The sequence below is a fragment of the Acidovorax sp. sif0632 genome (genome assembly GCF_019218805.1).
Taxonomy (GTDB): Bacteria; Pseudomonadota; Gammaproteobacteria; order Burkholderiales; family Burkholderiaceae_C; genus Acidovorax; species Acidovorax facilis.
Genome location: NZ_JAHUWW010000005.1, coordinates 104,762 through 129,801, shown reverse-complemented (window position 1 = coordinate 129,801; position 25,040 = coordinate 104,762). Strand labels below are relative to the sequence as shown.

Annotated in this window: 23 protein-coding genes; 10 read left to right on the top strand and 13 right to left on the bottom strand. The window is 66.4% G+C overall.

Going from position 1 to position 25,040, the window contains the following annotated elements:
* Nucleotides 1-130: 130 nt before the first annotated feature.
* Both sucD and sucC read right to left on the bottom strand, forming a co-directional pair.
* Nucleotides 131-1,027: a succinate--CoA ligase subunit alpha gene (gene sucD, locus KW832_RS16780; protein WP_056056609.1), complete on the bottom strand. Its 897-nt coding sequence runs from the start codon at nucleotides 1,025-1,027 to the stop codon at nucleotides 131-133.
* Nucleotides 1,028-1,042: 15 nt separating this feature from the next.
* Nucleotides 1,043-2,203, bottom strand: coding sequence for an ADP-forming succinate--CoA ligase subunit beta (gene sucC / locus KW832_RS16775; protein ID WP_218300861.1), 1,161 nt, complete (start codon nucleotides 2,201-2,203; stop codon nucleotides 1,043-1,045).
* Nucleotides 2,204-2,418: 215 nt separating this feature from the next.
* On the opposite strand from sucC, the gene argC reads away from it, so the two are divergent.
* A complete protein-coding gene (gene argC / locus KW832_RS16770; protein ID WP_121421575.1) occupies nucleotides 2,419-3,351 on the top strand; it encodes an N-acetyl-gamma-glutamyl-phosphate reductase in 933 nt (310 codons plus the stop codon).
* Between the two features lie 164 nt (nucleotides 3,352-3,515).
* A complete protein-coding gene (locus tag KW832_RS16765) occupies nucleotides 3,516-6,209 on the top strand; it encodes a chemotaxis protein CheW (protein ID WP_218300862.1) in 2,694 nt (897 codons plus the stop codon).
* A 43-nt stretch (nucleotides 6,210-6,252) separates the two neighbouring features.
* Here KW832_RS16765 and recX read toward each other — a convergent pair whose 3' ends face one another.
* Both recX and recA read right to left on the bottom strand, forming a co-directional pair.
* Nucleotides 6,253-6,732 carry a recombination regulator RecX gene (gene recX, locus KW832_RS16760; RefSeq protein WP_176887505.1) on the bottom strand — a complete coding sequence of 160 codons (480 nt, stop codon included), beginning with the start codon at nucleotides 6,730-6,732 and terminating at the stop codon, nucleotides 6,253-6,255.
* 82 nt (nucleotides 6,733-6,814) lie between these two features.
* Entirely contained in the window at nucleotides 6,815-7,891 is a 1,077-nt protein-coding gene (gene recA / locus KW832_RS16755; RefSeq protein WP_121422935.1) for a recombinase RecA, read from the bottom strand.
* A gap of 141 nt (nucleotides 7,892-8,032) precedes the next feature.
* Here recA and KW832_RS16750 point away from each other — a divergent pair, with 141 nt between their 5' ends.
* Nucleotides 8,033-8,545: a MarR family winged helix-turn-helix transcriptional regulator gene (locus KW832_RS16750; RefSeq protein ID WP_218300863.1), complete on the top strand. Its 513-nt coding sequence runs from the start codon at nucleotides 8,033-8,035 to the stop codon at nucleotides 8,543-8,545.
* 6 nt (nucleotides 8,546-8,551) lie between these two features.
* On the opposite strand, the gene KW832_RS16745 is transcribed toward KW832_RS16750, so the two are convergent.
* The 3 genes from KW832_RS16745 to KW832_RS16735 form a co-directional block, all read right to left on the bottom strand.
* Nucleotides 8,552-9,079 (bottom strand): Clp protease N-terminal domain-containing protein, encoded by a 528-nt coding sequence (locus KW832_RS16745; protein ID WP_218300864.1) that lies wholly within the window; start codon nucleotides 9,077-9,079, stop codon nucleotides 8,552-8,554.
* A 15-nt stretch (nucleotides 9,080-9,094) separates the two neighbouring features.
* Nucleotides 9,095-9,325, bottom strand: a complete 231-nt coding sequence (locus KW832_RS16740; RefSeq protein ID WP_121421570.1) for a helix-turn-helix domain-containing protein — start codon at nucleotides 9,323-9,325, stop codon at nucleotides 9,095-9,097.
* Nucleotides 9,326-9,395: 70 nt separating this feature from the next.
* Nucleotides 9,396-10,373 (bottom strand): LysR substrate-binding domain-containing protein, encoded by a 978-nt coding sequence (locus KW832_RS16735; protein WP_218300865.1) that lies wholly within the window; start codon nucleotides 10,371-10,373, stop codon nucleotides 9,396-9,398.
* A 108-nt stretch (nucleotides 10,374-10,481) separates the two neighbouring features.
* On the opposite strand from KW832_RS16735, the gene KW832_RS16730 reads away from it, so the two are divergent.
* Nucleotides 10,482-11,447: a tripartite tricarboxylate transporter substrate binding protein gene (locus KW832_RS16730; protein ID WP_218300866.1), complete on the top strand. Its 966-nt coding sequence runs from the start codon at nucleotides 10,482-10,484 to the stop codon at nucleotides 11,445-11,447.
* 121 nt (nucleotides 11,448-11,568) lie between these two features.
* Nucleotides 11,569-12,498, top strand: a complete 930-nt coding sequence (locus KW832_RS16725) for an N-formylglutamate amidohydrolase (RefSeq protein WP_218300867.1) — start codon at nucleotides 11,569-11,571, stop codon at nucleotides 12,496-12,498.
* A 29-nt stretch (nucleotides 12,499-12,527) separates the two neighbouring features.
* Here the strand turns inward: KW832_RS16725 and KW832_RS16720 are convergent, their stop codons facing one another.
* The 3 genes from KW832_RS16720 to KW832_RS16710 are packed head-to-tail and all read right to left on the bottom strand — an operon-like array spanning nucleotide 12,528 to nucleotide 15,837.
* Nucleotides 12,528-13,718 carry a serine hydrolase gene (locus KW832_RS16720; protein WP_218300868.1) on the bottom strand — a complete coding sequence of 397 codons (1,191 nt, stop codon included), beginning with the start codon at nucleotides 13,716-13,718 and terminating at the stop codon, nucleotides 12,528-12,530.
* A gap of 50 nt (nucleotides 13,719-13,768) precedes the next feature.
* Nucleotides 13,769-15,184: a HAMP domain-containing sensor histidine kinase gene (locus KW832_RS16715; protein ID WP_218300869.1), complete on the bottom strand. Its 1,416-nt coding sequence runs from the start codon at nucleotides 15,182-15,184 to the stop codon at nucleotides 13,769-13,771.
* Nucleotides 15,181-15,837, bottom strand: a complete 657-nt coding sequence (locus KW832_RS16710; RefSeq protein ID WP_218300870.1) for a response regulator — start codon at nucleotides 15,835-15,837, stop codon at nucleotides 15,181-15,183. Before KW832_RS16710 ends, KW832_RS16715 begins: the two co-directional genes overlap by 4 nt.
* A 118-nt stretch (nucleotides 15,838-15,955) precedes the next feature.
* Between KW832_RS16710 and KW832_RS16705 the strand changes: the two genes are divergently transcribed.
* The 3 genes from KW832_RS16705 to KW832_RS16695 all read left to right on the top strand — a co-directional run bounded on the left by KW832_RS16705 (nucleotide 15,956) and on the right by KW832_RS16695 (nucleotide 19,422).
* Nucleotides 15,956-16,630, top strand: coding sequence for a response regulator transcription factor (locus tag KW832_RS16705; RefSeq protein ID WP_055394601.1), 675 nt, complete (start codon nucleotides 15,956-15,958; stop codon nucleotides 16,628-16,630).
* A 232-nt stretch (nucleotides 16,631-16,862) separates the two neighbouring features.
* Complete coding sequence (locus tag KW832_RS16700; protein WP_055394603.1) at nucleotides 16,863-18,314, top strand: sensor histidine kinase; 1,452 nt, start codon at nucleotides 16,863-16,865, stop codon at nucleotides 18,312-18,314.
* A gap of 106 nt (nucleotides 18,315-18,420) precedes the next feature.
* The gene (locus KW832_RS16695; RefSeq protein ID WP_218300871.1) at nucleotides 18,421-19,422 is read left to right on the top strand and encodes an MBL fold metallo-hydrolase; all 1,002 of its coding nucleotides are present in this window, start codon (nucleotides 18,421-18,423) and stop codon (nucleotides 19,420-19,422) included.
* Between the two features lie 45 nt (nucleotides 19,423-19,467).
* Here KW832_RS16695 and KW832_RS16690 read toward each other — a convergent pair whose 3' ends face one another.
* From KW832_RS16690 to KW832_RS16680, 3 genes are read right to left on the bottom strand one after another with little or no spacing between them, the layout of a single operon-like run.
* Nucleotides 19,468-20,205, bottom strand: coding sequence for an SPOR domain-containing protein (locus KW832_RS16690; RefSeq protein WP_218300872.1), 738 nt, complete (start codon nucleotides 20,203-20,205; stop codon nucleotides 19,468-19,470).
* Nucleotides 20,206-20,251: 46 nt separating this feature from the next.
* On the bottom strand, nucleotides 20,252-21,115 hold the full coding sequence (locus KW832_RS16685) for a biotin--[acetyl-CoA-carboxylase] ligase (RefSeq protein WP_121508206.1): 864 nt from the start codon (nucleotides 21,113-21,115) through the stop codon (nucleotides 20,252-20,254).
* Nucleotides 21,112-21,714, bottom strand: a complete 603-nt coding sequence (locus tag KW832_RS16680; protein WP_121508207.1) for an SET domain-containing protein — start codon at nucleotides 21,712-21,714, stop codon at nucleotides 21,112-21,114. Before KW832_RS16680 ends, KW832_RS16685 begins: the two co-directional genes overlap by 4 nt.
* 131 nt (nucleotides 21,715-21,845) lie before the next feature.
* Here KW832_RS16680 and KW832_RS16675 point away from each other — a divergent pair, with 131 nt between their 5' ends.
* Together KW832_RS16675 and KW832_RS16670 are read left to right on the top strand one after the other, a co-directional pair.
* Nucleotides 21,846-24,770, top strand: a complete 2,925-nt coding sequence (locus KW832_RS16675) for a DNA topoisomerase III (RefSeq protein ID WP_218300873.1) — start codon at nucleotides 21,846-21,848, stop codon at nucleotides 24,768-24,770.
* Nucleotides 24,767-25,000, top strand: coding sequence for a hypothetical protein (locus KW832_RS16670; protein ID WP_218300874.1), 234 nt, complete (start codon nucleotides 24,767-24,769; stop codon nucleotides 24,998-25,000). Before KW832_RS16675 ends, KW832_RS16670 begins: the two co-directional genes overlap by 4 nt.
* Nucleotides 25,001-25,040 lie beyond the last annotated feature (40 nt).

Below are 25,040 nucleotides of genomic sequence, written 5' to 3'. Positions count from 1 at the left end.
GGCACACTTTGGTCTTCCCATGCAAAAAGCGCCCGGAACCTTGGTTCCGGGCGCTTTTTTTGGGTACGCCTTCCTCTGCGAGCCCTCAAGCCCGAGGTGTCCGCAGTGACGCGGACGGGCGCAGCGAGATTTACTTCAGCTGGGCCTTGAGCAGCTTGCCCAGTTCCGAAGGATTGCGGGTGATGATGAAGCCCGACTCTTCCATGATCGCCAGCTTGGCATCGGCCGTGTCGGCGCCGCCAGAGATCAGCGCGCCAGCGTGGCCCATGCGCTTGCCGGGAGGGGCCGTGACGCCAGCGATGAAGCCCACGATAGGCTTCTTCATGTTGGCCTTGCACCACTGGGCGGCTTCGGCTTCGTCAGGACCGCCGATTTCGCCAATCATGATCACGGCATCGGTGTCTGGATCGTCGTTGAAAGCCTTCATCACGTCGATGTGCTTGAGGCCGTTGATGGGGTCTCCACCAATGCCCACGGCGCTCGATTGACCCAGACCGACTTCGGTCAGCATGGCCACGGCTTCGTACGTCAGCGTGCCCGAGCGGGACACCACGCCGATACGGCCCTTGCGGTGGATGTGACCGGGCATGATGCCGATCTTGATTTCGTCAGGCGTGATCAGGCCAGGGCAGTTGGGGCCCAGCAGCAGCGTCTTCTTGCCGCCAGCGGCTTCCTTGGCCTTCATCTTGTTGCGCACCATCAGCATGTCCTTGACCGGAATGCCTTCGGTAATGCAGATGGCCATGTCCAGGTCGGCTTCGACGGCTTCCCAGATGGCATCCGCAGCGCCTGCTGGAGGCACGTAGATCACCGACACGGTGGCGCCGGTCTGCTGGGCGGCTTCCTTGACGGAGGCGTAGATCGGGATGTTGAAGATCGACTCGCCCGCCTTCTTGGGGTTCACGCCCGCCACGAAGCAGTTCTTGCCGTTCGCGTATTCCTGGCACTTTTCGGTGTGGAACTGGCCAGTCTTGCCCGTGATGCCCTGGGTGATGACCTTGGTGTCTTTGTTGATGTAGATCGACATGTGTGTTCTCCGGGCTTACTTGACGGCAGCAACGATCTTGGTCGCAGCTTCGGCCATGGTGTCTGCAGCGATGATGGGCAGGCCAGACTCGGCCAGCATCTTCTTGCCCAGCTCTTCGTTCGTGCCCTTCATGCGCACGACCAGCGGCACGTTCAGGTTCACGGCCTTGCAAGCGGTGATCACGCCGGTGGCGATGGTGTCGCACTTCATGATGCCGCCGAAGATGTTGACCAGAATGCCTTCGACCTTGGGGTTCTTGAGCATGATCTTGAAGGCTTCAGTCACCTTCTCGGGGGTGGCACCGCCGCCCACGTCCAGGAAGTTGGCGGGCTCGCCGCCGAACAGCTTGATGGTGTCCATGGTGGCCATGGCCAGGCCGGCGCCGTTCACCAGGCAGCCGATGTTGCCATCGAGGCTGATGTAGGCCAGGTCGAACTTGGAGGCTTCCACTTCGGCCGGATCTTCTTCGTCCAGATCGCGGAAGGCCACGATTTCGGGGTGGCGGAACAGGGCGTTGGCGTCAAAGTTGAACTTTGCGTCCAGGGCCATCAGGTTGCCCTTGGAGTCGCAGTTCAGCGGGTTGATTTCCACCAGCGACGCGTCGGTGTCCATGTAGCATTTGTAGATCTTGGCGAAGATGTCCACGGCCTGATCGATCGAGGCACCGGTCAGGCCGATGGCTGCTGCCACTTTGCGGCTCTGCGCTTCGGTGATGCCGGTCAGCGGGTCGATCATCTCGGTGACGATCTTCTCGGGCGTGGAGTGGGCCACTTCCTCGATGTCCATGCCGCCTTCGCTCGAAGCGATCAGGGCGACCTTTTGCGTGGCGCGGTCGGTGACCAGCGACACATACAGTTCGTTCTTGATGTCCGCACCGTCTTCGATGTACAGGCGGCGAACCTTCTGGCCCTCAGCGCCCGTCTGGTGCGTGACCAGCTGCATGCCCAGGATGTCGCTGGCGCGTGCCTTCACGTCGTCAATGGTCTTGGCAACCTTCACGCCGCCGCCCTTGCCACGGCCACCGGCGTGGATCTGGGCCTTGACCACCCACACGGGGCCGCCGAGCTTCTGGGCTGCTTCAACGGCTTCTTGCACCGTGAATGCGGGAATGCCACGCGGAACGGGCACACCAAAATTGCGCAAGATTTCCTTGCCTTGGTATTCGTGAATCTTCATGAGGTCTCTCTCAGGGAAGGGTGGTAGTTACCCGTTTACCATGAACAGATGTCTGGCCGCGGGCTTGGGACATGGCAACCCGCGACTGTATCATGTTGCAATGCACCATCCTTGTGCCTAACTTACACCCTGGGCTGGGCTGGTAGCCTTCCCATCCCCCCTTTTCTCTTTTCTATTCCGGCAGCCGCTGCCGCCTTTTTTGCAGGAGCACCTCCATGTCCAAAGTCTTTATCGATGGCGAAGCCGGTACCACGGGCCTGCAGATCCGTGAGCGCCTGCAGGCCATGCCGCAGATCGAGCTGGTCAGCATCGCGCCCGAGTTGCGCAAGGACCCGGCCGCCAAGCGCGACCTGATCGCGGGGGTCGACCTGGTGGTGCTGTGTCTTCACGACGATGCAGCGCGCGACACCGTGGCCATGGTGGACGAGATCGAGCGCAGCTCGGGCCGCAAGGTCAAGGTGATCGACGCCAGCACGGCCCACCGCACGGCCGATGGCTGGGTGTACGGGTTTCCAGAACTCGCTGCATCGCAGGCGCAGGCGGTGCGCGACGCCACCCGTGTCTCCAACCCCGGCTGCTACGCCACGGGCGCGATTGCCATGCTGCGCCCGCTGGTGGACGCCGGCCTGATCCCTGCGGACTACCCTTTGAGCCTGCCTTCGGTGTCGGGCTACTCCGGCGGCGGCCGCACCATGATCGAAGCGTACGAGGCAGGCACTGCAGCGCCGTATGAGGCCTACGCCCTGGGCCTGACGCACAAGCACATTCCCGAGATCCTGCGCTACACCGGCCTCACACGCCGCCCGGTGTTCATCCCCGCCGTGGGCAACTTCCGCCAGGGCATGCTGGTGCAGTTGCCGCTGCACCTGGACCTGCTGCCCGGAGCCCCCAAGGCCAGCGACCTTCACGACGCGCTGGCCGGTCACTACAGCCGCACCAACACGCCCGAGCAGTGGGTCAGCGTACTGCCGCCCACCGATGATTTGAAGCTCGCCGCCGACACGCTGACCGACACCAACAAGCTGGAGCTGCGCGTGTTTGCCAACGAGCAATACCGGCAGGCCGTGGTCATTGCGCGCCTGGACAACCTGGGCAAAGGTGCCAGCGGCGCCGCAGTGCAGAACCTGCAGCTGATGCTCGGTCTCTGAACCGCTACGGGTTTCCCCACCCTCCTGTCTGCCCGGCAGGTTTTCGACGCGCCAGACCTGGCGCGTTTTTTCTATGGGCGTCCCCGGCGGAATCGTTTAAGCTGATTCCAGACCGCTGACCACGCCAGGCCCACTGGCGCACGCCGTATGTTTGGGGGGGGCTGATGGGTTTTCCACTGTCTTATGACATCGTGGCGCCGCAGATGCGGTCGCTGCAGAAGCTCGAAGCTGCGTTGCAGCGCCTGGATCTTCGCTGGGAGGTCATCGACACCACTGCACGCATCGTGTGCCCGGCCGAGGCGGCGGGTTTCCTGCATACCCTGGACCAGACGCGCACCGCATTCGCCACGCTGGCGCAGGAGATGGTGGAGCACATTGCCACCACCCACCTGAGCAACCGCATGGGCGACCTGGCGTCCCGCGCCCAGGTGGCCATCGATATTCTGGTGCGCAACCTTTTCGAGCGCACGGCCGATGTCGGCTTCATCGCCACCGATGGACCGCTGGTGGCTTTTGTGGAGGCTGCGGGAGTCGAAGGCGACCCCGATGCCGCCACGCTGCTGCGCCAGCGGTTGCAAGAGTACCGCGCCAAATACACCGTCTATGACGACATCCTGCTGCTGGATGCATGTGCCCATCCGTTGCTGGGCCTGCAAGACCGGCAGGTGACCGAGACCTTGGTTGTGCAGGAGCCCTCGTGGTGGCGGGGTGCGATGGACAGGCCCGGCTATGGCGAGCACTACGGTGCCTCGGACTGGTATCCCGGCGAAGGCGATCTGCTGCTGTATGTGCACCGCGTTGTATCGGCGCAGGGGCGCGCCTGCGGGGCCGTGGTGCTGCGCTTTGGACTCCATTCCGAGCTGGAGTCGATCTTTGCCGACCTGCGCGACCCCGAGGACCGCGTGGCGCTGCTGCTCGTGGATGGCAGTGATCGTGTCATTGCGTCCAGCAAGCCCGCTGAATTCTCGGTGGGCGAGGTCCTGGCCACTGGCTCTCTGCAGTCGCTTGACGCCCGCCCTTGCACCCACCGGGGCCACGACTACCTGGCGCAGGCGCGCACCACCCGGGGCTACCAGGGCTACCAAGGCCTGCCCTGGCGGGCGGTGGCGCTGGTGCGGCTGGATGCGGCGTTCAAGGGCGAGCAAGGTATGCAGGAGTCTGCAGGGGGCGGTGGCGCGCCGGCGACGGCTGAGGCGGCGCGCATGGAGGTGGATGATCCCATGCTGCGCGTCATTGTGGAACGCGCCCGCGCCATCGAAGAAGGGCTTACCCGCGTGATCTGGAATGGCAAGGTGGCCGAATCGGCGGTGAGCGCAGGCTCGTCGATCCATGCCGTGTTTGACCAGATCGGGCGTACGGGCAAGGACACCATTGCCGTCTTCGACGGTGCCATCCAGGAACTGCGCGGACTGCTACTGGCAGGGCGCCGCGCCGAGATGAAGGCCCATGCCGGCCTGGCGGTCCGCATCATGGACCGCAATCTCTACGAACGTGCCAACGACTGCCGCTGGTGGGCGCTGTCCGAAGAACTGGCCCATGCGCTGGGTGACATCCAGGCGCGGGGCGTGCCCGGGCAATCAGCCGCTGCAGCACAGCGCGCGGCACAGATCCTCGCGCACCTCAACAGCCTCTACACGGTGTACCGGCGCGTGGCGCTGTTTGACCGCCAGGGGCTCGTGGTGGCCGTGTCCTGCGATGCCAACACGCTGCCCGCCGACCTGAAACTGGATGCCGACCTGGTCCGGCGCACTCTGGCCTTGCAAGGTTCGCAGGCCTACGTCGTGTCGCCCATGCAGCCGCAGGCGCTGGCCGATGGGCTGCCCGCCTATGTGTACTGCGCCGCGCTGCGCGCTGCGCCGGGCGGCCCGGTGGTGGGCGGCATCGCGCTGGCCTTCAACTGCGCCATCGAGCTGAAGGCCATGCTGCGCGACGCACTGCCGCAGGGCCAGGGCATGCGCGGCTTCTTCACCGATGCGCAGGGGCGCGTGCTGGCCAGCGCAGACGAGGATGGCATGGATGCCGCTCAGGGCGGTGCGCAACCTGTATTGCCTTTTGTGGCGGATATTGCACGGGCCGCAGTGCCACCAGCGGCTGCAGGGCGGCAGCCCGGGCAAGGCGCACGAACGTCCTCTGCGGCGACTGCGTCTGTCCTGCCCGCCACCGCGCAGCGCGTGCACTGGCAAGGGCGGGACTATCTGGCGGGTGTGGCGGTCAGCACCGGATACCGGGAATTCAAGCGCGACGATGGATACCGGGAACCCGTGTACTCCGTATTGCTGATGCCCGTGCAGCCCGCCGTGGTCAGCGGCGGTGCCCTGGCCTTGCCGCAGTCATCTGTGCAGGGGGCGGGCGGCAATGTGCGCCGCTATGGTGTGGTGGCCTGTGGCGCCCTGCTGCTGGCCATTGACAGCATGCACGTGCAGCAGGCCATGTCGGCCGCGCGCCTGGTGCAGGTGCCGGGCCCGGCGCAGCTGGCCGGCATGCTGGAGATTGCCCACGAAGGCGGCACCCGCATGGCGCCCGCCTATGACGCCTGCCGCATTGCGGGCCTGTCTGCATTGGCCGACCCTCGGCGGGCCGTGGCGGTCGTGGTCAAGAGCCAGGGCCGCCCGGTGGTGCTGTTGGTGGAGCGTCTGGTGGGCGTGGTGTCGCAGGACAGCGTGCACCCTGTACCGGGTAGCGTGTCCGCACATGCCCCATGGATCACTGGCATCCTGAGCGACCGAGGCTCGGGCCAGGCCATCGTGTATGTGGTGGACCCCAATGGCCTGGATGCCCGGTGGGTACCCTTGCCACCCGAGGTGCTTGCGGCACCCTCAGCCAGCAGTACTGTTGCAGAGTTGACAACGCAGCGCTGACCGGGCCTGGCCTGGCCTAGCTTGCGGACGCTGCCTGGTTGGGTCAGGTGGCGCCAGGGTCTTCGTCATTCGTGTCGCCGTCCGTATCGCCACCAATGGCTTTCTGGATGGCATGCATCGTGAAGCCGCGTGCCATCAGGAAGCGGACCTGGCGCGAGCGTTCTTTCATGTCCAGCGGCACCTGGCCAAACTTGCGCTGCCATACCTCTCGGGCACGCTGCACCTCGGTGGCCAGCAGCGGGGCCGTGGCCTCGCGCACCAGCTCATCGGCCACTCCCCGGTTGCGCAGTTCCCGAACGAGGCGGGCTGCACCCAGGCGGGGGCCACGGCGGTGCACCAGGGATTGGGCCGCGCGCTGGTCGCTCAGCCAGTCCTGCTCCACCAGCAGGTCCAGCAGGGCGGCCAGCTCCTCGGGGCTCTCTGCATGGGGCGCCAGCTTGGCGGCCAGCTCGCTGCGGGAATGCTCCCGCTGGCTTAGCAGGCGCAGGGCCCGGCCCTTGAGCGAGAGCGTGGTGAACCCCATGAATCTATTTGCTTCAAATTTGATAGCTGCTAGCGCTTGCCAATCAAGCGCTAGAAGCCAATTTTGCTTGAAACTTCGGAGTTCACTCGTCCGCAGTGGCGGCAGGGGCCTGCAGTGCGCCAGGCAGCAGCGCAATGCCCAGGCCTTCGCGCACCTTGTTCTCGATCTCGCGGGCGAGGTCGGGGTTCTCGCGCAGGAACTCACGCGCGTTGTCGCGGCCCTGGCCGATTTTTTCGCCGTTGTAGGCGTACCAGGCACCGCTCTTTTCCACGATCTTGGCGGTCACGCCCATGTCGATGATTTCGCCCTCGCGGCTGATGCCCTCGCCGAACAGGATGTCGAACTCGGCCGTCTTGAAGGGTGGGCTCACCTTGTTCTTGACCACCTTGACCTTGGTTTCGTTGCCGATGGCTTCGTCGCCCTTCTTGATGGTGCCGGTGCGGCGGATATCCAGGCGCACGGAGGCATAGAACTTGAGCGCGTTACCGCCGGTGGTGGTTTCGGGCGAGCCGAACATCACGCCGATCTTCATGCGGATCTGGTTGATGAAGATGACCATGCAGTTGGTCTTCTTGATCGTGGCGGTGAGCTTGCGCAGCGCCTGGCTCATCAGGCGGGCTTGCAGACCGGGCAGGGCGTCGCCCATCTCGCCTTCGATTTCGGCCTTGGGCGTGAGCGCAGCCACCGAGTCCACCACGATCAGGTCCACGGCGCCGGAGCGCACCAGGCTGTCCACGATTTCCAGCGCCTGCTCGCCGGTGTCGGGCTGGCTGATCAGCAGGTCGGACAGCTGCACACCCAGCTTCTGGGCGTACTGCACATCTAGCGCGTGTTCGGCATCCACAAACGCGCAGGTACCGCCCAGCTTCTGCATCTCGGCAATCACCTGCAGCGTGAGCGTGGTCTTGCCCGACGATTCCGGGCCATAGATCTCGACCACACGGCCACGGGGCAGGCCGCCCACGCCCAGCGCGATATCGAGGCCCAGCGAGCCGGTGGAGACAACCTGGATGTCCTCGATCACCTCACCTTCACCCAAGCGCATGATCGTTCCCTTGCCAAACTGCTTCTCGATCTGGGCGAGCGCAGCGGCCAGGGCCTTGGCCTTTTCGGTGTTCACGGGCAATGCGGGGTTGGTGCCTTTGACTGCGACGTCCATGAGAAACTCCTTGAAAAACAACAGGTTGGATGCTTGCATCGCTCTGCGGTTAATCACAGGCTGGATGCTTGAACAGTAGTTTATGCGAGCTGTTGCAAGGTCTTCAAGGATAATTTGGTCAGTTTGCCTGACAATTCGGTGATGCCTGATTCGCCCCTTCCATCCCCTGTCGAAGACGGGTGGCGCCAGACCCACCTGGGTCGCCTCTTCGGCCACGCCATGCGGCGTTTTGACGCGCGCGTGCTGCAGCTCATGGCGCACAACGTGGAGGTGCCGCTGGCGCTGTCCAACCTGGCGGCGCGCGACCAGGTGACGGCCGCGCATGTGCACATCACCCGGCACCTGGCCTTGCAGGGCGACCGACTGACCGACCTGGCCCAGCGCGCGGGCATGACCAAGCAGGCCATGGCCAACCTGGTGGACCAGTGCGAGGCCTGGGGCCTGGTCACGCGCGAGGCCGACCCGCTGGACGCGCGCGCCCGCCGCGTGTGTTTTACGTCCACGGGGTTGGCCTGGCTGCAGGCGTTTCGCGATGCTGTGGCGCAGGCGGAGGCCGAGTTCCGGGCCGAAGTGGGCCATGACGTGGCCACTGTGGTGGCGATTGGGCTGGAAGCCTATGCGGGCGGCGATGGGGCGGGCATGTTGATGCGCTGAACCCGGCTAGTCGGCTGTACCCGTTGCGGTTGCTGTTGCCGTTGACACCTGGGCCTGCGCCACTGCCACCAGCTGGTCAGCGTCAATGCCCATGGCACGCAGCGTGCGTGCCGCCACGCCGTGCGGCATGGTGGCCACCGCTGCCACCACGTGGGCGCCCAGAAGGGGGCCGCCCTGGCTCTTGCGGGAGCGCGCCAGCGTCTGCATGACCTCCTGGCCCGATGGCTGTGCCCGGTAGAGGCCCGGGGCCGGTGGCGCGAGGGCTGGCGCCTGCGGCAGGGTTGCATCCAGCCCCACGCTGCGTAGCGCATCGCGGTACTGCTGCTCGATCGCATCCCGCACGGCGGCGGGTGCGACGCCCATGCTCTCCAGCGCACGCCGGGCCGACCCATCGGGAAGGTCGATGGCGGCCAGCAAAAAATGCTCTGCCCCCGGTGCGGCTTGGCCGCTTGCGCGGGCATGTGCCTCGGCGCCGGTGCACAGGCGGCTCAGGGTGCGCATGCTCTGGAAGCGGTGCTGCAATTGGCGAAACATGGTGATAACTCCTTCTCAAGAACGGGGGCGCTGTGGGGCCTGGGGCATGTGGGGTGACAGGCGCTTGTGCGCTGCCTGCTTGCTCACGCCCAGGGCCTGGGCAATCTGTGCCCACGACCACCCTTGCTCCAGCGCCGCAGCCACGGCGGCAGCTTCCAGCCGGTCGGCCATCAGCCGCAAGGCGACTACGGCAGCCAGCGCGGCCTCGGGGTTGTCGGGTGAGGGGAGTGCGGGTGGCGCTTGCATTCGTCAACTATAGTTGACGAATATCTCTCTCGTCAACCCATGTTGACGACGGCCTGTCGTCAGCAAGGCGTCACCGCGGAACGAGCGCGATCGGCCCTGCACCCGGTGTGGGTGGCGAAAGCACTGTCTCACCCCCGGGCGATTCACACGCCAGCAACCACTGTCGAAAGCACTGCAGCGCCTGCAGCTGCGTGCGGCCCTCGGGGTAACAAAACCAGTAGCCCATGTCGCTGCGGAAGCCGCCGCGCAGCGGATGGTCGGCAAGGGGCTCGCGCACCAGGCCCGCCGTGATTTCATCCTGCACCAAGCAGCGCGGTACCAGCGCCAGGCCCATGCCGGCCATCACCGCGCGGATCATGGTTTGGAACTGGTCGAACTGCGGCCCGGCCAGCGGGTCGATGAGGGCCTCCACCCCGTGTGTCTCGCTCCAGCGCAGCCAGGCCTCGGGCACCGTCACGTGGCGCATCAGTGTGTGGTGGGCCACATCGCCTGGCGTGTCGATGGTCCAGTCGGCCACGCGGGTGCGCGGGGCGATCAAGGCCACCTCGTTGCCCGTGATGTAGTGCGCGTGTGCGCCGGGCCAGTGGCCTTCACCGAACAGGATGGAGCAGTCCAGCTCGGGCCGCTCGAAGTCGTAGCTGTGCACGTAGGGCACGAAGTGCAGAGTGACCTGCGGGTGCAGCTGCTGGAACTGCGGCAGGCGCGGGATGAGCCACTTGGCCGCAAACGTGGGCAGACTGGACAGGTGCAGCGCCCCGCCACCGTCGTCGCTGGTGATCAGCTCCAGGGTGGCGGCCTCCAGCTGCGCCAGCACCGCGCGCACGGCTTTCTCGTAGCGTTCGCCCGCGGGCGTCAGCGCCAAGCGCTTGCGGCTGCGCTCAAACAATGCCACGCCCACCCAGCCCTCCAGCTCCTTGACCTGCTTGCTGACCGCGCTTTGCGTGAGGTGCAAGGCCTCGGCAGCGCGCGAGACGCTGCCAAACCGCGTGACCATGGAAAACGCGCGCAACAGGTGCAAAGGGGGCGACAGCCGACGAAGGGAGGACATGGTTGTTGGATTTAATCATTCCAGAATGGAATGTTATCAGGCGTATCCATTGCTTGGCGGTTGTGTATGCCTCACTTAACCTTGTGGCTCCTTATAAGAGAAGAACCCATGCAACGCCGTCACATGCTTTCAGCGCTGGCCGCTGTATCTTTCGTTCCTGGAATGTCCTTGGCGCAAGAGGTCAAGCCTCTGCGTATCATCGTGCCCTTTCCCCCCGGCGGGGCTACCGACATCACCGCCCGCAGCTTGCAGGAGTCACTGGCCCGCATCCTCAAGCAGCCCGTGGTGCTGGAAAACCGGGGCGGCGCAGGCGGCTCCATCGGCATGGCTGAAGTGGCGCGGGCCCCTGCGGACGGTTTGACACTGGGCGTGGCCACGCTGTCCACCCACGGCGTGAACCCCGCCGTGTACAGCAAGCTGCCTTACGATCCGATCAAGGACTTTGTGGGCGTGACCGAGATCGTGAAAGCGCCCGGCGTGGTGGTGGTCAACCCGGCCGTCCTGCCCGTCAAAGATCTCGCCGAGCTGGTGAGCTATCTCAAGGCCAACCCCGGCAAAGTGGCTTATGCCACTCCGGGCAACGGCACCATCGGACACATGTGGGGCGAGCTGTTCAAGCGCAGCGCAGGTGTCTCCATGGTTCAAATCCCTTACCGCGGTGCGGGTCCGGCCATCAACGACGTGCTGGCTGGCCAGGTGGGGGTGTACTTTGACCAGGTGGCTTCCTCGCTGCCCCACATCAAGGCTGGAAAGCTCAGGGCGCTGGCCGTGTCGTGGCCGGTGCGGCTGGAAGTCCTGCCCGATGTGCCCACCTATGCTGCGGTGGGCTACAAACAGGCCAACGAGCCCTCCTGGTTTGGCATGGTGGCCCCGGCGGGGACGCCCGCCGCGGCCATAGACCGCATCCAGCAGGCCGTGGCCCAGGCCCTCAAGGAACCTGCCGTGCGCGAGCGCCTGGCGGGTCAGGGCCTGTACCCCTCCGGTACAACCTCCAAGGAATTCACCGCACAGATCGCCCGTGAGATCGAGAAAATGAAGGGTGTTGCCGCCTACGCCAAGGTGGTGCTCGATTGAACCCACACCGGGCCCGCGGGCCCGGTGGCCATAGCCGGGGAAGACCGTCACAGGGATAACCATGGTCTTCGCCCGGTCTGGACGGCTAGGCCAGCCGCCCCATTTTGCGCACACTCTGCCTATGCATTCAGCCTTGAAACTGATCCACCACCGCTTTCAGCACGCCCAACCGGGAGCCACCGGTTCACCCGGGCAGGCCACGCAACCATCTGCCACCGTCACTGCGGTGTCCGGCAGTACACCGCTGGTGCTTGACTCTCCCCACAGCGGCACTCAGTACCCCGCCGACTTTGGCTCCGCCCTCGCCTTGGCCACCCTGCGCAGGGCAGAGGACACCCACGTCGAAAAAATCTACGCCTTTGCCCCGGCGCTGGGCGTGGCCTGGGTCGAGGCCCACTTCCCCCGCATCTACCTGGATGCCAACCGCGACACCACCGAGCTGGATACCAGCCTGATCGACGGCGAATGGACAGACCCCATTTCCACCGACCCCAAGGTGCTCAGCAAGGTGCGCCTAGGCAAGGGCCTGATCTGGAAGTTCACCGACGAGGGTGAGCCCATCTACCACCGACAGCTCACCGTGGCCGAAGTGCGTGCGCGCATCGACCAATGCTGGCGCCCCTACCACGCGGCAGTGGCCCAGGCCATCGATGCCGCCCATGCGCGCCACGGCTACAGCATCCACCTCAACTGCCATTCCATGCCCGCCGTGGCCGGGCGCTTTGCCACCGAGTTTCCGGGGCTGAAGCACGCCGACTTCGTGGTGGGCGACCGCGACGGCACCACGGCCAGCCCCTCGCTGTCCGCACTGATCTGCGATCACCTGCGCGCGTGTGGCTACAGCGTGGAATACAACCACCCCTACAAAGGCGTGGAGCTGGTGCGCCGCTATGGCAACCCTGCGCAGCACCGCCACAGCATCCAGGTCGAGATCAACCGCAAGCTCTACATGGACGAGCGCACGCTGGCGCAGGTGCCCGAGGGCATGGCGCGGCTGCAGGCCGACCTGCAGGCGCTGGTGCGCAGGCTGCTCGCGCACGATCCGCGCTGACGGGGGCGAGCCGCTTTCAGAAACGCTTCTCAGGCCAGCAGTACAGAAACGCTTTCGTACAGCAGCGCGATGCTGTCCTCGGTGGCGATGTTGCTGTGCGCAAAGGCGGCGCGCGACCCGTCCATTGCCACCAGCGACAACGCCTGAAACCCGCCGGTTTCGCCCGTGTGCAACAGCCAGCCTGCGCCCTGCATGGCGTGCGTGATCCACCCCAGCGCATAGCGGTTTGCAGGAGCGCGTGCCAGGTCTTGCAGCCCCTGCACATAGCTGCGGGGCAGGGGCGTGGCGCCGCCCCTGAGGGCGTGCAGGTGCCATTGCAGCCACAGGGCGTCGTCCCGCGCGGTCAGGCTCACGGCGCCGGCTGGGTTCAGGATTTCCAGCCATGCGCGCTCGGGCGCCCCGGCCAAGCTTTGGGGCTGTAGTTGCCCACCTTCCAGTGCATGGCCTGCGGGCTGGTCGCTACCCCTTCGCAAAGGCTCGCCGACGAACAGGGAGATGCCCAGCGGCTGGGCCACGCGCTGGCGCAGCAAGTCTGCCCAGTCCTGCCCCGTGGCGGCGCGCAGCATGCGGGCCGCAAGCGCATAGCCAGCGTTGGAGTACGCAAAATCCGGGTCGGCCCCCGTGCCCCGGACAGGGGCCTGGCGCAGCAGCCACTGCAGGAAGAAGTCCTCCACTTCGGCGGGCTCTTGCAGTCGGGTGAGCACGTCGGTGCCCACTTCGCCGAGGAACATCGCCACATCCTCCGGTTTGTTGAATGCCATCACACCCGCACGGTGGTCCAGCAATTGCCGCAGCGTGACACTCTGGTAGGCGGGCAGGGCCTCGCGGGCCAATCCGGGCAGCGTCTGCGCCAGCGTGCTGTCCCAGCGCAGCAGGCCCTGGTCCACCACGCTGGCGGCCACACACGCCGTCATGGCCTTGGTGTTGGAGCCAATTGCCATCAGGTCGCCGCGCTCCAGCGCGGCGGTGCCGCCCAACCTGCGCAGCCCGGCCACCGCCACCTGGGCGCGCGTGGAATCCGTCCAGCCGGTGGCCGCACCCACAACGCCTTGGGACACCAGCTTGCTGGCCTGCGACTGCAGGCGCTCCAGCAAGGCGTCAGCGCCATCATCGCTACCGCCGCCACAGGCGGTCACCAGGGTGCCCAGGCCAGCTGCGGCCAGCCAGCGGCGACGAGAAAGGATGGCGCCGCGCGCCGCAAGGAAATTCAGGAAGTTCATGGCATCTCGCAAAGAAAAGATGCCCGATTGTTGGAACGCGAACCTTGGGCCTACCCAAAGGTCTCAGCTGGCCAGCGCAGCGTGAAGCCCACGCCCCGGCCCTGCAGGCCCGTGCCGACAGTGACCCGCCCGCCCAGGTGTCCCATGGCCTGCTGCGCGATGGTGAGCCCCAGGCCGGAGCCGCTGCTGCGCGCGCGCGGCGAACGCCAGAACCGCTCGAAGACCCGTGCCTGCTCGCCGGCCTCGATGCCTGGGCCGTCATCGGCAATCCAGATCACCACATCGCCTGCCTCCTCGCCCACGCGCAACTGCACCGCGCGTCCGGCCCCCGGCCCGCAGCCATGCTTGAGGGCGTTGTCCAGCACATTGCCCAGCGCCGACCACAGCAGCTGGCGGTCAAAGGCCAGCACCCAGGTGTCGGGCCCTTCGAGCGACAGCTCCACGCCCATCTCATCCGCCCAGCGCATGCGCTGGGCCAGGCAGTCCTGCAGCAAGGCCATCAGGTCCTGCCGTTCGGCGCTGGGGGGCGGGGCTTCCTCCAGCGCAGCCAGCGTGAGCAATTGCTCGCTCAGGTGGGCCGCGCGCTCAACGGCGTGCATCAGCGCCTCGGAGGCCCGCGCCCGCGCGGGGCCCTCGGGCGCCTGGAGAAGCACGTGGGCCTGGGTGGCAATGACCGCCATGGGCGTGCGCAGCTCGTGGGCCGCGTCGTGCACCAGCGCCTTCTCACGTGCCAGATGGGCGCGCAGTCGGTTGAGCAAGTGGTCGAATGCCTGGGCCAGCCCGCGCAGTTCGCGCTCGGGCGGTAGGTCCTGCAGGGGGCGCAGGTCGTGGGCAGAGCGCGCCGCGATCTGGGCACCCAGCCGCGCCAGTGGGCGCAGGCCCGTGCGGACGGCCAGCCACAGCGGCAGTCCCACCAGGGGCAGCGCCAGCAGCACCGAGGCCGCGAGGTCTTCGCCCATGAAGCTGAGCAGGCGCGCGTCGGACAACAGGGGCTCTGCCACCAGCACGCGCCACGCGCCCGAGGTTTCCCACGCGGCCCAGTGCGGGCGCCCCGCAATCACCATCTTGGCGTGGCCGGACGGGCCGGCCAGGGCCACGGCGGGGAGGTCGGCGGCGCTGCTGTGAAACAGCTGCCCGTGCGTGTCCTGCAGCTGCAGCACGACTTTCTCGCCCTGCAGCAGTTCCACGTCCAGGCGCATGGCGTTGAACGTCTGTGCCGTGCCGCGCACCAGCGCGCGGGCTTCCACCGGGTCGGGCATGGAGGCCAGCGGCACTGCCAGCCCCTGTGCCAGCTGGCGCACGCCCGGGTTGGTGCCCATGGTCTCGTAGTGGGTGTAGGCCATCTGCGCCAGCAGCACCAGCCACACCAGCCCCATGGCTGCAAGCAGCGCCAGCAGGGTGCGCCGCGTGAGGCTGGGGCCCCACCAGCGGTTCCATGCGCCGTGTGCAAGGACAGGCCACTTCATGGCTGCAGCCGGTAGCCCACGCCGCGCACCGTGACCACGCGCTGGGCGCCAATCTTCTTGCGCAGGTTGGAGATATGCACCTCCAGCGTGGCGGCGTCCAGCGCATCGCCCAGCGGTTCGAGCCGCTGGGCGAGCACGTTCTTGGCGACCTCGGTGCCGGGCTCGCGGGCCAGTTCCACCAGCAGGCGGAACTCGCGCGGCGACAGGGCCAGCAGGGCGTCGCCCTGCCAGGCCTCATGTCGCCGGGGCGCAATCCGCAGTGTGCCCAGTGTCCATTCCTCGCAGGCCTGGCGGGCGCTGCGCCGCAGCACCGCGTGCAGGCGCGACAGCAGCTCGGGCACGTGAAAGGGCTTGAGCACATAGTCGTCCGCACCGGCGTCCAAGCCGTCTAGCCGGTCCTGCAGCGCCGTGCGGGCAGTGATGACGATCACGGGCACCGCGAGCCCCGCGCGCCGCCAGTGGCGCAGCAGCGCCATGCCCTGGCCGTCGGGCAGGGTCAGGTCCAGCAGCACGGCGGCAATCTCGTTGGCGTCGGGCACGGGCGGCGTGGCGGCCACGCTACGCAGCCATTGCACCGTGAAGCCGTCCAGCTGCAGGGCCTGCAGCAGCGCTTGTCCCAGGTCCAGATCGTCTTCAATGAGCAGGATGTGCATGGCGGTGATTGTCCCCGCCCAAGCTTGCACGAAACCAAAGACCAGGCGGGAGCCAGACGCCTAAAATCACAGCACAGGCGCGGCACCAGACCGCCGCCACCTCACCAGGAGACAACGCATGCGCATTCTCATTGCCGAAGACGACCAGGTGCTGGCCGATGGCCTGCTGCGCACCCTGCGCGCCTCGGGAGCCGTGGTGGACCACGTGGCCAGCGGCACCGAGGCCGATGCAGCGCTCCTGACCAACAACGAATTCGACCTGCTCATCCTGGACCTGGGCCTGCCCAAGATGCACGGGCTGGAGGTGCTCAAAAAGCTGCGAGGCCGAGGCTCCGCCTTGCCCGTGCTCATCCTCACCGCCGCCGACAGCGTGGAAGAGCGTGTGAAGGGCCTGGACTTTGGCGCCGACGACTACATGGCCAAGCCCTTCAGCCTGCAGGAGCTAGAAGCCCGCGTGCGCGCCCTCACGCGGCGGGGAATGGGCGGCACCAGCAGCGCCATCAAACACGGCCCGCTGGTGTACGACCAGGCTGGCCGCGTGGCCACCATCGACGGCAAGATGATCGAGCTGTCGGCGCGCGAGCTGGGCCTCTTGGAGGTGCTGCTGCAGCGCGCGGGCCGCCTGGTGAGCAAGGAGCAACTGGTGGAGCGCCTGTGCGAGTGGGGCGAAGAAGTCAGCAACAACGCCATCGAGGTCTACATCCACCGCCTGCGCAAGAAGATCGAAGGTGGCCCCATCCGCATCGCCACCGTGCGCGGCCTGGGCTACTGTTTGGAAAAGATTCCAGGTTGATATGAAGCACCCCCTGAGTCGCTTCGCGCCTTCCCCCTCTCCTTCGGGAGGGGGACGCACCCGATGGCCTGGCGGAGCCAGTTCCACGGGTGCACTGGCGTTGGCCGCGTCAGTTGCACATGCTGTGGACGGACATGACGTGCCGATTGAATACTTTAAAAATGATATCTACTAGCGCTTGATAGATAAGCGCTAGAGGCCAATTTCATTCAAAACCGCCACGGCGAACGCCTTGAAAATATTCCAGCGAGAGCAGCGATCCCTGTTCGGCGAAATCCTCGACTGGATGCTCACGCCGCTGCTGCTGCTGTGGCCCGTCAGCCTGGCGCTGACCTGGCTGGTGGCGCAGGGCCTGGCCAACAAGCCGTTTGACCGGGCGCTCGAATACAACGCCCACGCCCTCGCCCAGCTGGTGGGCGTGGCGGGCAACAAGGTGCAGTTCAACCTGCCCCAGCCTGCCAGCGAGATCCTGCGAGCCGATGAGTCCGACATCGTCTACTACCAGGTGCTGGGCCCCGGCGGGGAGTTCCTCTCCGGCGAGCGCGAGCTGCCCGAGCCGCCCGCCGACGAGGTGCCCATGTCCGGCGAGGTGCGCCTGCGCGACGGCGAAATGCGCGGCATTGAGATCCGCGTCGCCTACATCTGGGTGCGCCTGCCCTTGCCAGATACCCCCGTGGCGCTGGTGCAGGTGGCAGAAACGCGCGAAAAGCGCAGCGTGCTGGCCACCGAAATCATCAAGGGCGTGATGCTCCCGCAGTTCGTGATCCTGCCGCTGGCCGTGTTGCTGGTGTGGCTGGCGCTGGCGCGGGGCATCCAGCCGCTCAACCAGCTGGAGCAGCGCATCCGCGCGCGCAACCCCGACGACCTCTCCCCGCTGGACGACCGCACGGTGCCGCTCGAAGTGGCGCCCCTCGTTGCCTCGGTGAACGACCTGCTGCAGCGCCTGAACGACTCGCTGGCCACGCAAAAGCGCTTTCTGGCCGACGCGGCGCACCAGCTCAAGACGCCCCTGGCAGGCCTGCGCATGCAAGCCGACCTGGCCCAGCGCGAGGGCACCAGCACCGAGGAACTCAAGCGCTCGCTGCAGCAGATTGGCCGCTCCAGCATCCGCGCCACACACACCGTCAACCAGCTGCTGGCGCTGGCGCGCGCCGAGGGCAGCGGCGTGGGTTTTGCGCGCCAGCCCTGCGACCTGGCCCGGCTCACCATCGAGGTGGTGCGCGACTCGGTGCCCCGCGCCCTGGAAAAACACATCGACCTGGGCTACGACGGTGCAGAGCCGGGCTCGTCCGGCGTGATGCTCGACGGCAACCCCACGCTGCTCAAGGAACTGGTGCGCAACCTGGTGGACAACGCCCTCAACTACACCCCTTCCACGCCCGACAAGCCGGGCGTGGTCACGGCCCGCGTGCTGGCCGATACGTTTGGCCATGTGCTGCTGCTGCAGGTCGAAGACTCAGGCCCCGGCGTGCCCGAGGCCGAGCGCGAGCTGGTGTTCCAGCCGTTCTACCGTGCGTTGGGCAGCGAGGCCGACGGCTCCGGTCTGGGCCTGCCGATCGTGCTGGAGATTGCGCGCAAGCACGATGCCGAGGTCACCCTGGAAGACGCACGCCCGGGCCAGCAGCCGCCGGGCGCGCGCTTCAGCGTGCGTTTTGCCGCGCGCGATGAAGTGGCGGGCGGCTGAACAGCACTGCCCGAATACCGGCACGCCGCAGGGGCGATGCACTAGACCCCACCGCCCCGCACCGGGCTGCGGCATCATGCGACCTCTTTGACCCGAAGCTGCCACCATGACCCCATCACCCCGCCGTTTTGCCAACACCCACCCCGGCGTCGTCATTGGCAACTTCCCCTGGTACGAGATGGTGTGGCGCTCGCTGCGCGGCGATTTCAAACCCCGCTCGGACCCCGCCGGGGGTTATGAAGCCTTTGCCCGGCAGTGGAGCGCGCCCGTGGACCACGCGCGCCTGGCGCAGCGCCCGCAGGCACCGGTCGTCACCTGGCTGGGCCATGTGTCCATCCTGCTGCAGGTGGCGGGCCTGAACGTGCTCATGGACCCGACACTGTGCGGCTTTGCCGGGCCACTCGGCCGCTTTGGCGCACCACGCCGCGTACCGGCACCGCTGACCCCCGAGCAGCTGCCGCCCATCGACGTGGTGCTGATCTCGCACAATCACTACGACCACCTGTGCTACGGCACCTTGCGCCGCCTGCGCGACGCCGGCCAGTCGCCGCGTTTTGTGGTGCCCCGGGGCTTGGGAGACTGGTTCACCCAACGCGGCATGGGCCCCGTGACCGAGCTGAACTGGTGGGAACACACCGACATCGCCCCGGGTGTGCGGGTGCACTTCACGCCCGCCCAGCACTGGAGCCGCCGCACCCCATGGGATACCAACGCCTCGCTGTGGGGCGGCTACGCGCTGGAATGGGCGCGCCCGAACGCTGGGGACCCCTGGCGGTTTCTGTTTCCGGGCGATACGGGCTACAGCGACGACTTCAAGGCCATCCGCCAGCGCCTGGGGGCTGTGGATTTCCTGGCCCTGCCCATCGGCGCCTACCTGCCGCGCGATTTCATGAAACCCATGCACGTGAACCCCGAGGACGCCGTGCAGCTGATGCTGGATGTGGACGCCAAGCAGGCCATGGGCGTGCACTGGGGCACGTTCATGCTGACGCAGGAGGCGTTTGACCACCCTCCGCGCGACGTGGCCGCTGCACTGGCGCAGCGCGGCCTGCCGCAGGACCGGGTCTGGCTCATGCGCCACGGCGAGACGCGCGCCGTCCCGATGTGACAACCGGCGGCGCAAGCGATGGCCCCGCCATCGCAGCTGCTGCGGTCACGCGCAGTTGCGCAGCGTCTTGCCCGCCATGGCGCTGCGCAGCGCGTCGAACTGCGGGCGCAGTGCGTCGGTCACGGCGGGCAGGCGCAGCGTGAAGCCGGGGGACTCGGGCCGCTCCTGGATCACGCGGGCCGTGCGCACGCCCTTGTTGCCCAGGTTGGCCAGTTCGCGCTCTGCGGCCTCTTTGGACGAAAAACGGCCGAGCGAGAGGCCGTATTCCAGTGTGCCGCCTGCCCGATCGTGGTCTACCTTGCGGGCCCGCAGTTCGGCGCGTTTGCGGTCCAGCGTGTCCAGGTCTTCAAAGCGGCCCATGTAGACCATCCAGCGGCCCGGGATGGGCGTGGGCTCCAGCAGCCAGCTGCCCGGCGGCAGGTTGGCGGCGGCGGTACGCAGGGCGTCGGCCTGGCGCTCGTCAAATACACCGGCCTGCAGGCATTCGGCGGTATCGGCAGGGGGTGGGGAGGAAGCGGCGGAAGACGCCACGTCGGCCGATGCGGTGGCCGTGCCGGGGGTGGAGGGAGAGGGTGGGGGGGAGGACGAAGAAGAGGAGGAGGAAGATGTTTTACTGTGGTTCACACGCAGGATCTGCAGCGTCTCGGGCCGGATCTGCTGGTTCATGCGCTGCGGCTCAGCCTGTTCCTCGGGGGCAAAGCCCCAGTCCTTGAGCAGCCCTTGCGACCACGCGTAGTAGCCCGCGTTGGCCAGCAGCAGTGCGATCACGGCAAGACGGAGCATGGAGCGCGGCCTTTCAGGAACATCGAGATCAACAAAGGGAGCTTCTTCACACCGGAGGCACCGCAGTGGGCCGCACGCTGATTTCGGAACTCGTGATGGCTTGCATGCCGCCCGCAGTGTGCACCAGCAGCGCGCCATCGTCCCCCACGCCGTGCGCCGTGCCGGTGTGGCCGTCGCTCAGCGTCACGGCCCGGCCCTGCAGCACATCGCGGGCTGCAAAGCGGGGCTGCATGGGGCCAAACCCGTAGCCTTCAAACGAGCGCAGCATGGCCACCAGTGGCGGCACGATGCGCAGCAGCGCGGTGGGGGCGTCCAAGCCGGGCTCTACGTCCTGCAAGCTGCCGGGCGGCATGCTCATGCCCTCGGCGCTGCGCGGCAGCACGTTGATGCCGATGCCCACCACCACATACCGTGCGGTGCTGGCACTGGCTGTTGCAGCAGAGGCTGCTTGGGGCGCCACAAAACTCGCGGTCTCCACCAGGATGCCGCCAAGCTTGCGGTCACCCGCCGCGCCGCCCAGCCAGAGGTCGTTGGGCCACTTGAGCCCCACACGCGCGGGCTGGTCGGCGCCCAGAGCGGGCAGCACGGGCTGCAGGCTTTCAGCCACGCTCACCCCCACAGCGAGCGAGAGACCCGACCAATCCTGCGGCGCCAGAGGCAGCCCCAGCGACATCATGAGGGAAGCCCCCACATCGCTTTGCCACACCCGCCCCAGCCGCCCGCGCCCGGCGGTCTGCTGCTCGGCCACCAGCAGCGTGGGCTCGCACTGGCCGTTGCGCGCGCGGCGCATCAGCTCGGTGTTGGTGGAGTCGATGGTGGGCAGCACCTCGACGGTAAAGCCCGGTAACAGCGGTGACACCGCTTCCCAGATGGCCTCGGCGGGCCAGCGGATGGGGGAGGCGGCGCTCACTGGCTTCGGCCCCGCGGCTTGGTGGTTGAAGGCGCTTTGGGGGCTTTGGCTTTTTTGGCGGAAGACTTGGTTGGAGAGGGTTTGGATGGTGGCAACGGCACCGGTGGTGCCCAGCCGCGCTTGGGCGCCAGCAGCGTGCCCCGGCAGTTCTTGCTGCCGCACCAGCAGGGGTATTCGGCCTTGAGCTTCTTGGTGTAGCGCTCTTCGATGATCAGGCCGTAGTCGTAGTTCAGCTCTTCGCCCGCCTTGATATTGCGCAGCGCGGTGATGAAAATGCGGCCGTCCCGCTCATCGGCGTAGCAGTTGGGGTTGCAGCTGTGGTTGATCCAGCGCGACGAATTGCCGCCGAACTTTGCGTCGATCACGTGGTCTTCATCCACATGAAAGTAGAACGTGTGGTTGGGTTGCAGGGGGTCGTGTGGGTGCCGGTCCTGCGCTTCCTGCCAGCCAATCACTTCGCCCGTGTACTCCACAAGGACTTCGCCTTCCGCAATATCCTGCACGGCAAACACGCCCTTGCCATGGACGCCAGAGCGCCGGGTCTGGATGCGGCGGCCCGGTGCAAGGGTGGGGGCGGCAGGCGATGCGGAGCGGGGCATGGCAAAAACTCTGTTAACTTGATAGTGCACACATGTGTGCGTGCGCGTGTATGCGTGTGCATGCGCGTGAGACCCGAATTGTAGAAGCGCCCGGAACCCGGGCAACCAGAATGACTGGCGAGAGCCCCAAAATGACCAAGACCCTGGTAATTGCAGAAAAACCCTCTGTCGCGCAAGACATCGTGCGCGCATTGACCCCCGTGGCCGGAAAGTTCGACAAACACGAAGACCACTTCGAGAACGACCGCTATGTAGTCACCAGCGCCGTGGGCCACCTCGTAGAGATCCAGGCGCCCGAAGAGTTTGACGTGAAGCGTGGCAAGTGGAGCTTTGCCCACCTGCCCGTGATCCCGCCGTACTTCGACCTGAAGCCCGTGGACAAGACCAAGACGCGCCTGAACGCCGTGGTCAAGCAAGCCAAGCGCAAGGACGTGACGCAACTCATCAACGCCTGTGACGCGGGCCGCGAGGGTGAGCTGATCTTCCGCCTGATCGAGCAATACGCCGGGGGCGCCAAGCCCCTGGGCAAGCCGGTCAAGCGCCTGTGGCTGCAATCCATGACGCCCCAGGCCATCCGCGACGGCTTTGACGCACTGCGCACCGAGCAGCAGATGGCGGGCCTGGCCAGTGCAGCCCGCAGCCGGTCTGAGGCCGACTGGCTGGTGGGCATCAACGGCACCCGCGCCATGACGGCGTTCAACTCGCGCGATGGCGGGTTCTTCCTGACCACGGTGGGCCGGGTGCAGACGCCCACCCTGTCGCTGGTGGTGGAGCGCGAAGAAAAGATCCGCAAGTTCATCAGCCGCGACTATTGGGAAATCCACGCCACCTTCGGTGCGCAGGCCGGTGAATACCCCGCCAAGTGGTTCGACCCCAAGTGGAAGAAGGGCGAGGATGTGGAGGCCCGCGCCGACCGCGTGTGGTCTGCCGCCGAAGCCCAGGCGATTGCCAACGCCGTGCGCGGCAAGCAGGCCACGGTCACCGAAGAGAGCAAGCCCACCACGCAAGCCTCGCCCCTGCTGTTCGACCTGACCAGCCTGCAGCGCGAGGCCAACGGCAAGTTCGGCTTCTCGGCCAAGACCACGCTGGCGCTGGCGCAAAGCCTGTACGAGCGCCACAAGGCCCTGACCTACCCACGTACCGACTCGCGCGCGCTGCCGGAAGACTATCTGCCCGTGGCCAAGCAGACCTTCGAGATGCTGGCCGACAGCGGCATGCGCCACCTGGCGCCGCACGCGCTCACCGCGCTGAACAACAACTACGTGCGCCCGTCCAAGCGCATCTTCGACAACAGCAAGGTGAGCGATCACTTTGCCATCATCCCCACGCTGCAGGCACCGAGCGGCCTGAGCGAAGCCGAGCAAAAGCTGTACGACCTGGTGGTGCGCCGCTTCATGGCGGTGTTCTTCCCCAGCGCTGAATACACCGTGACCACGCGCATCAGCACCGTGGCCCCGCACAGCTTCAAGACCGAAGGCAAGGTGCTGGTCAAGCCGGGCTGGCTGGCCATCTACGGCAAGGAAGCGGCCGAGGAGGTGGAAGGCGGCAAGGACGGCGACAAGGGCCAGAACCTGGTGCCCGTGAAGCCCGGTGAAATGGTCAACACCCTGCAGGTGGACCCCAAGGGCCTCAAGACCAAACCGCCCGCACGTTATTCCGAAGCCACGCTGCTGGGCGCCATGGAAAGCGCGGGCAAGCAGATCGACGACGACGAACTTCGCGAAGCCATGCAGGAAAAAGGCCTGGGCACGCCAGCCACGCGCGCGGCCATCATTGAAGGTCTGCTGACTGAAAAGTACATGCTGCGCGAAGGCCGCGAGATCATCCCCACGGCCAAGGCGTTTCAACTGATGACGCTGCTGCGCGGGCTGGAGGTCGAAGAACTCTGCCGCGCCGACCTGACCGGCGAGTGGGAGTTCAAGCTCTCGCAAATGGAAAAGGGCCTGCTCAGCCGCGAATCCTTCATGGCCGAGATCGCCGCCATGACCGAGCGCATGGTCAAGAAGGCCAAGGAATACGACCGCGACACCATCCCCGGCGACTACGCCACGCTCGAATCGCCGTGCCCCAACTGCGGCGGCGTGGTCAAAGAGAACTACCGCCGCTTTGCCTGCGTGGGCAAGCCCGGCTCGGAAGGCTGCGGCTTCAGCTTTGGCAAGTCGCCCGCAGGCCGCACGTTTGAAACCGCAGAGGCCAACGCCCTGCTGCGCGACAAGAAGATCGGCCCGCTGGAAGGCTTCCGCTCCAAGGCGGGCTGGCCCTTCACGTCCGAGATCGTCATCAAGTACGACGACGAGGCGCACAACTACAAGCTCGAATTCGACTTTGGCGATGACAAGAAGGGCGAAGAATCTGGCGAGATCGTCGAGTTTGAAGACGCGTCGCTGGGTGCCTGCCCCATCTGCGGATCGGAAGTGCACGAGCACGGCAGCAACTACGTGTGCAGCAAGGCCGTGCCCACCGCTGCGCAGCCCACACCGAGTTGCACCTTCAAGAGCGGCAAGATCATCCTGCAACAGCCTGTGGAGCGCGAGCAGATGACCAAGCTGCTGGACACCGGCAAGACCGACCTGCTCGACAAGTTCGTGAGCATGCGCACGCGCCGCGCCTTCAAGGCCCACCTGGCGTGGGACAAGGAGGCGGGCAAGGTCAACTTTGAGTTTGCGCCGAGCAAGTTCCCGCCGCGCCCAGGCGCTGCTGCTAAAGCGATAGCTGCCAAGGCAGGCAAGACAAGCGCTGCAGCCAAAAAATCCGCCAAACCTGCCGCTGCCAAGAAGGCCCCGGCCACCAAGACCGCTGCCACCAAGGCACCGCGCAAGGCCGCCGCTGGCAAGGCCCCCAGTGCCGCGCTGGCTGCCGTGATCGGCAACGAACCCGTGGCGCGCCCCGAGGCCGTGAAGAAGATGTGGGAATACATCAAGGCCCACAACCTGCAAGACCCCAAGGACAAGCGCACCATCGTCGCCGACGACAAGCTGCGCGCCGTGTTTGGCAAGGACAGCGCGGGCATGTTCGAGCTTGCGGGCATCCTGGGCAACCACCTGGGCGGCGAATGATGCAGCCGCTCCACACGGAACACGCCGCATCTCCCGCACGGTTCGCACAAGGCTTCTGGCGCACCACGCTGGCGGCTTTGGCGGTTGTCGGTGTGCTGGGTGGTTGTAGCAGTACCGCAGGCTCTGCGCGCTCCAGCGACCCTGCCAGCCAGCAGCAGCCTCAAGGTGCCAGCGGCGTGACCGTGTTTGGCGACATCGATGTCGGCGTGACGAAAGAGCGCACGCGCTGACGGTGCTTGTGCTGCCGTCGGCTGAAGCCTGCCATCATCC

Bases quoted from the DNA above. Each gene is read 5' to 3' on its own strand.
- KW832_RS16675 (WP_218300873.1), top strand. From the start codon at position 21,846: ATGACCAAGACCCTGGTAATTGCAGAAAAACCCTCTGTCGCGCAAGAC.
- KW832_RS16745 (WP_218300864.1), bottom strand. From the start codon at position 9,079: ATGTTTCGCCAATTGCAGCACCGCTTCCAGAGCATGCGCACCCTGAGC.
- sucD (WP_056056609.1), bottom strand. From the start codon at position 1,027: ATGTCGATCTACATCAACAAAGACACCAAGGTCATCACCCAGGGCATC.
- KW832_RS16705 (WP_055394601.1), top strand. From the start codon at position 15,956: ATGCGCATTCTCATTGCCGAAGACGACCAGGTGCTGGCCGATGGCCTG.
- argC (WP_121421575.1), top strand. From the start codon at position 2,419: ATGTCCAAAGTCTTTATCGATGGCGAAGCCGGTACCACGGGCCTGCAG.
- KW832_RS16715 (WP_218300869.1), bottom strand. From the start codon at position 15,184: ATGAAGTGGCCTGTCCTTGCACACGGCGCATGGAACCGCTGGTGGGGC.
- KW832_RS16710 (WP_218300870.1), bottom strand. From the start codon at position 15,837: ATGCACATCCTGCTCATTGAAGACGATCTGGACCTGGGACAAGCGCTG.
- KW832_RS16730 (WP_218300866.1), top strand. From the start codon at position 10,482: ATGCAACGCCGTCACATGCTTTCAGCGCTGGCCGCTGTATCTTTCGTT.
- KW832_RS16765 (WP_218300862.1), top strand. From the start codon at position 3,516: ATGGGTTTTCCACTGTCTTATGACATCGTGGCGCCGCAGATGCGGTCG.
- KW832_RS16750 (WP_218300863.1), top strand. From the start codon at position 8,033: ATGCCTGATTCGCCCCTTCCATCCCCTGTCGAAGACGGGTGGCGCCAG.
- KW832_RS16720 (WP_218300868.1), bottom strand. From the start codon at position 13,718: ATGAACTTCCTGAATTTCCTTGCGGCGCGCGGCGCCATCCTTTCTCGT.
- KW832_RS16725 (WP_218300867.1), top strand. From the start codon at position 11,569: ATGCATTCAGCCTTGAAACTGATCCACCACCGCTTTCAGCACGCCCAA.
- recA (WP_121422935.1), bottom strand. From the start codon at position 7,891: ATGGACGTCGCAGTCAAAGGCACCAACCCCGCATTGCCCGTGAACACC.
- KW832_RS16690 (WP_218300872.1), bottom strand. From the start codon at position 20,205: ATGCTCCGTCTTGCCGTGATCGCACTGCTGCTGGCCAACGCGGGCTAC.
- KW832_RS16740 (WP_121421570.1), bottom strand. From the start codon at position 9,325: ATGCAAGCGCCACCCGCACTCCCCTCACCCGACAACCCCGAGGCCGCG.
- KW832_RS16670 (WP_218300874.1), top strand. From the start codon at position 24,767: ATGATGCAGCCGCTCCACACGGAACACGCCGCATCTCCCGCACGGTTC.
- recX (WP_176887505.1), bottom strand. From the start codon at position 6,732: ATGGGGTTCACCACGCTCTCGCTCAAGGGCCGGGCCCTGCGCCTGCTA.
- KW832_RS16735 (WP_218300865.1), bottom strand. From the start codon at position 10,373: ATGTCCTCCCTTCGTCGGCTGTCGCCCCCTTTGCACCTGTTGCGCGCG.
- KW832_RS16680 (WP_121508207.1), bottom strand. From the start codon at position 21,714: ATGCCCCGCTCCGCATCGCCTGCCGCCCCCACCCTTGCACCGGGCCGC.
- sucC (WP_218300861.1), bottom strand. From the start codon at position 2,203: ATGAAGATTCACGAATACCAAGGCAAGGAAATCTTGCGCAATTTTGGT.
- KW832_RS16695 (WP_218300871.1), top strand. From the start codon at position 18,421: ATGACCCCATCACCCCGCCGTTTTGCCAACACCCACCCCGGCGTCGTC.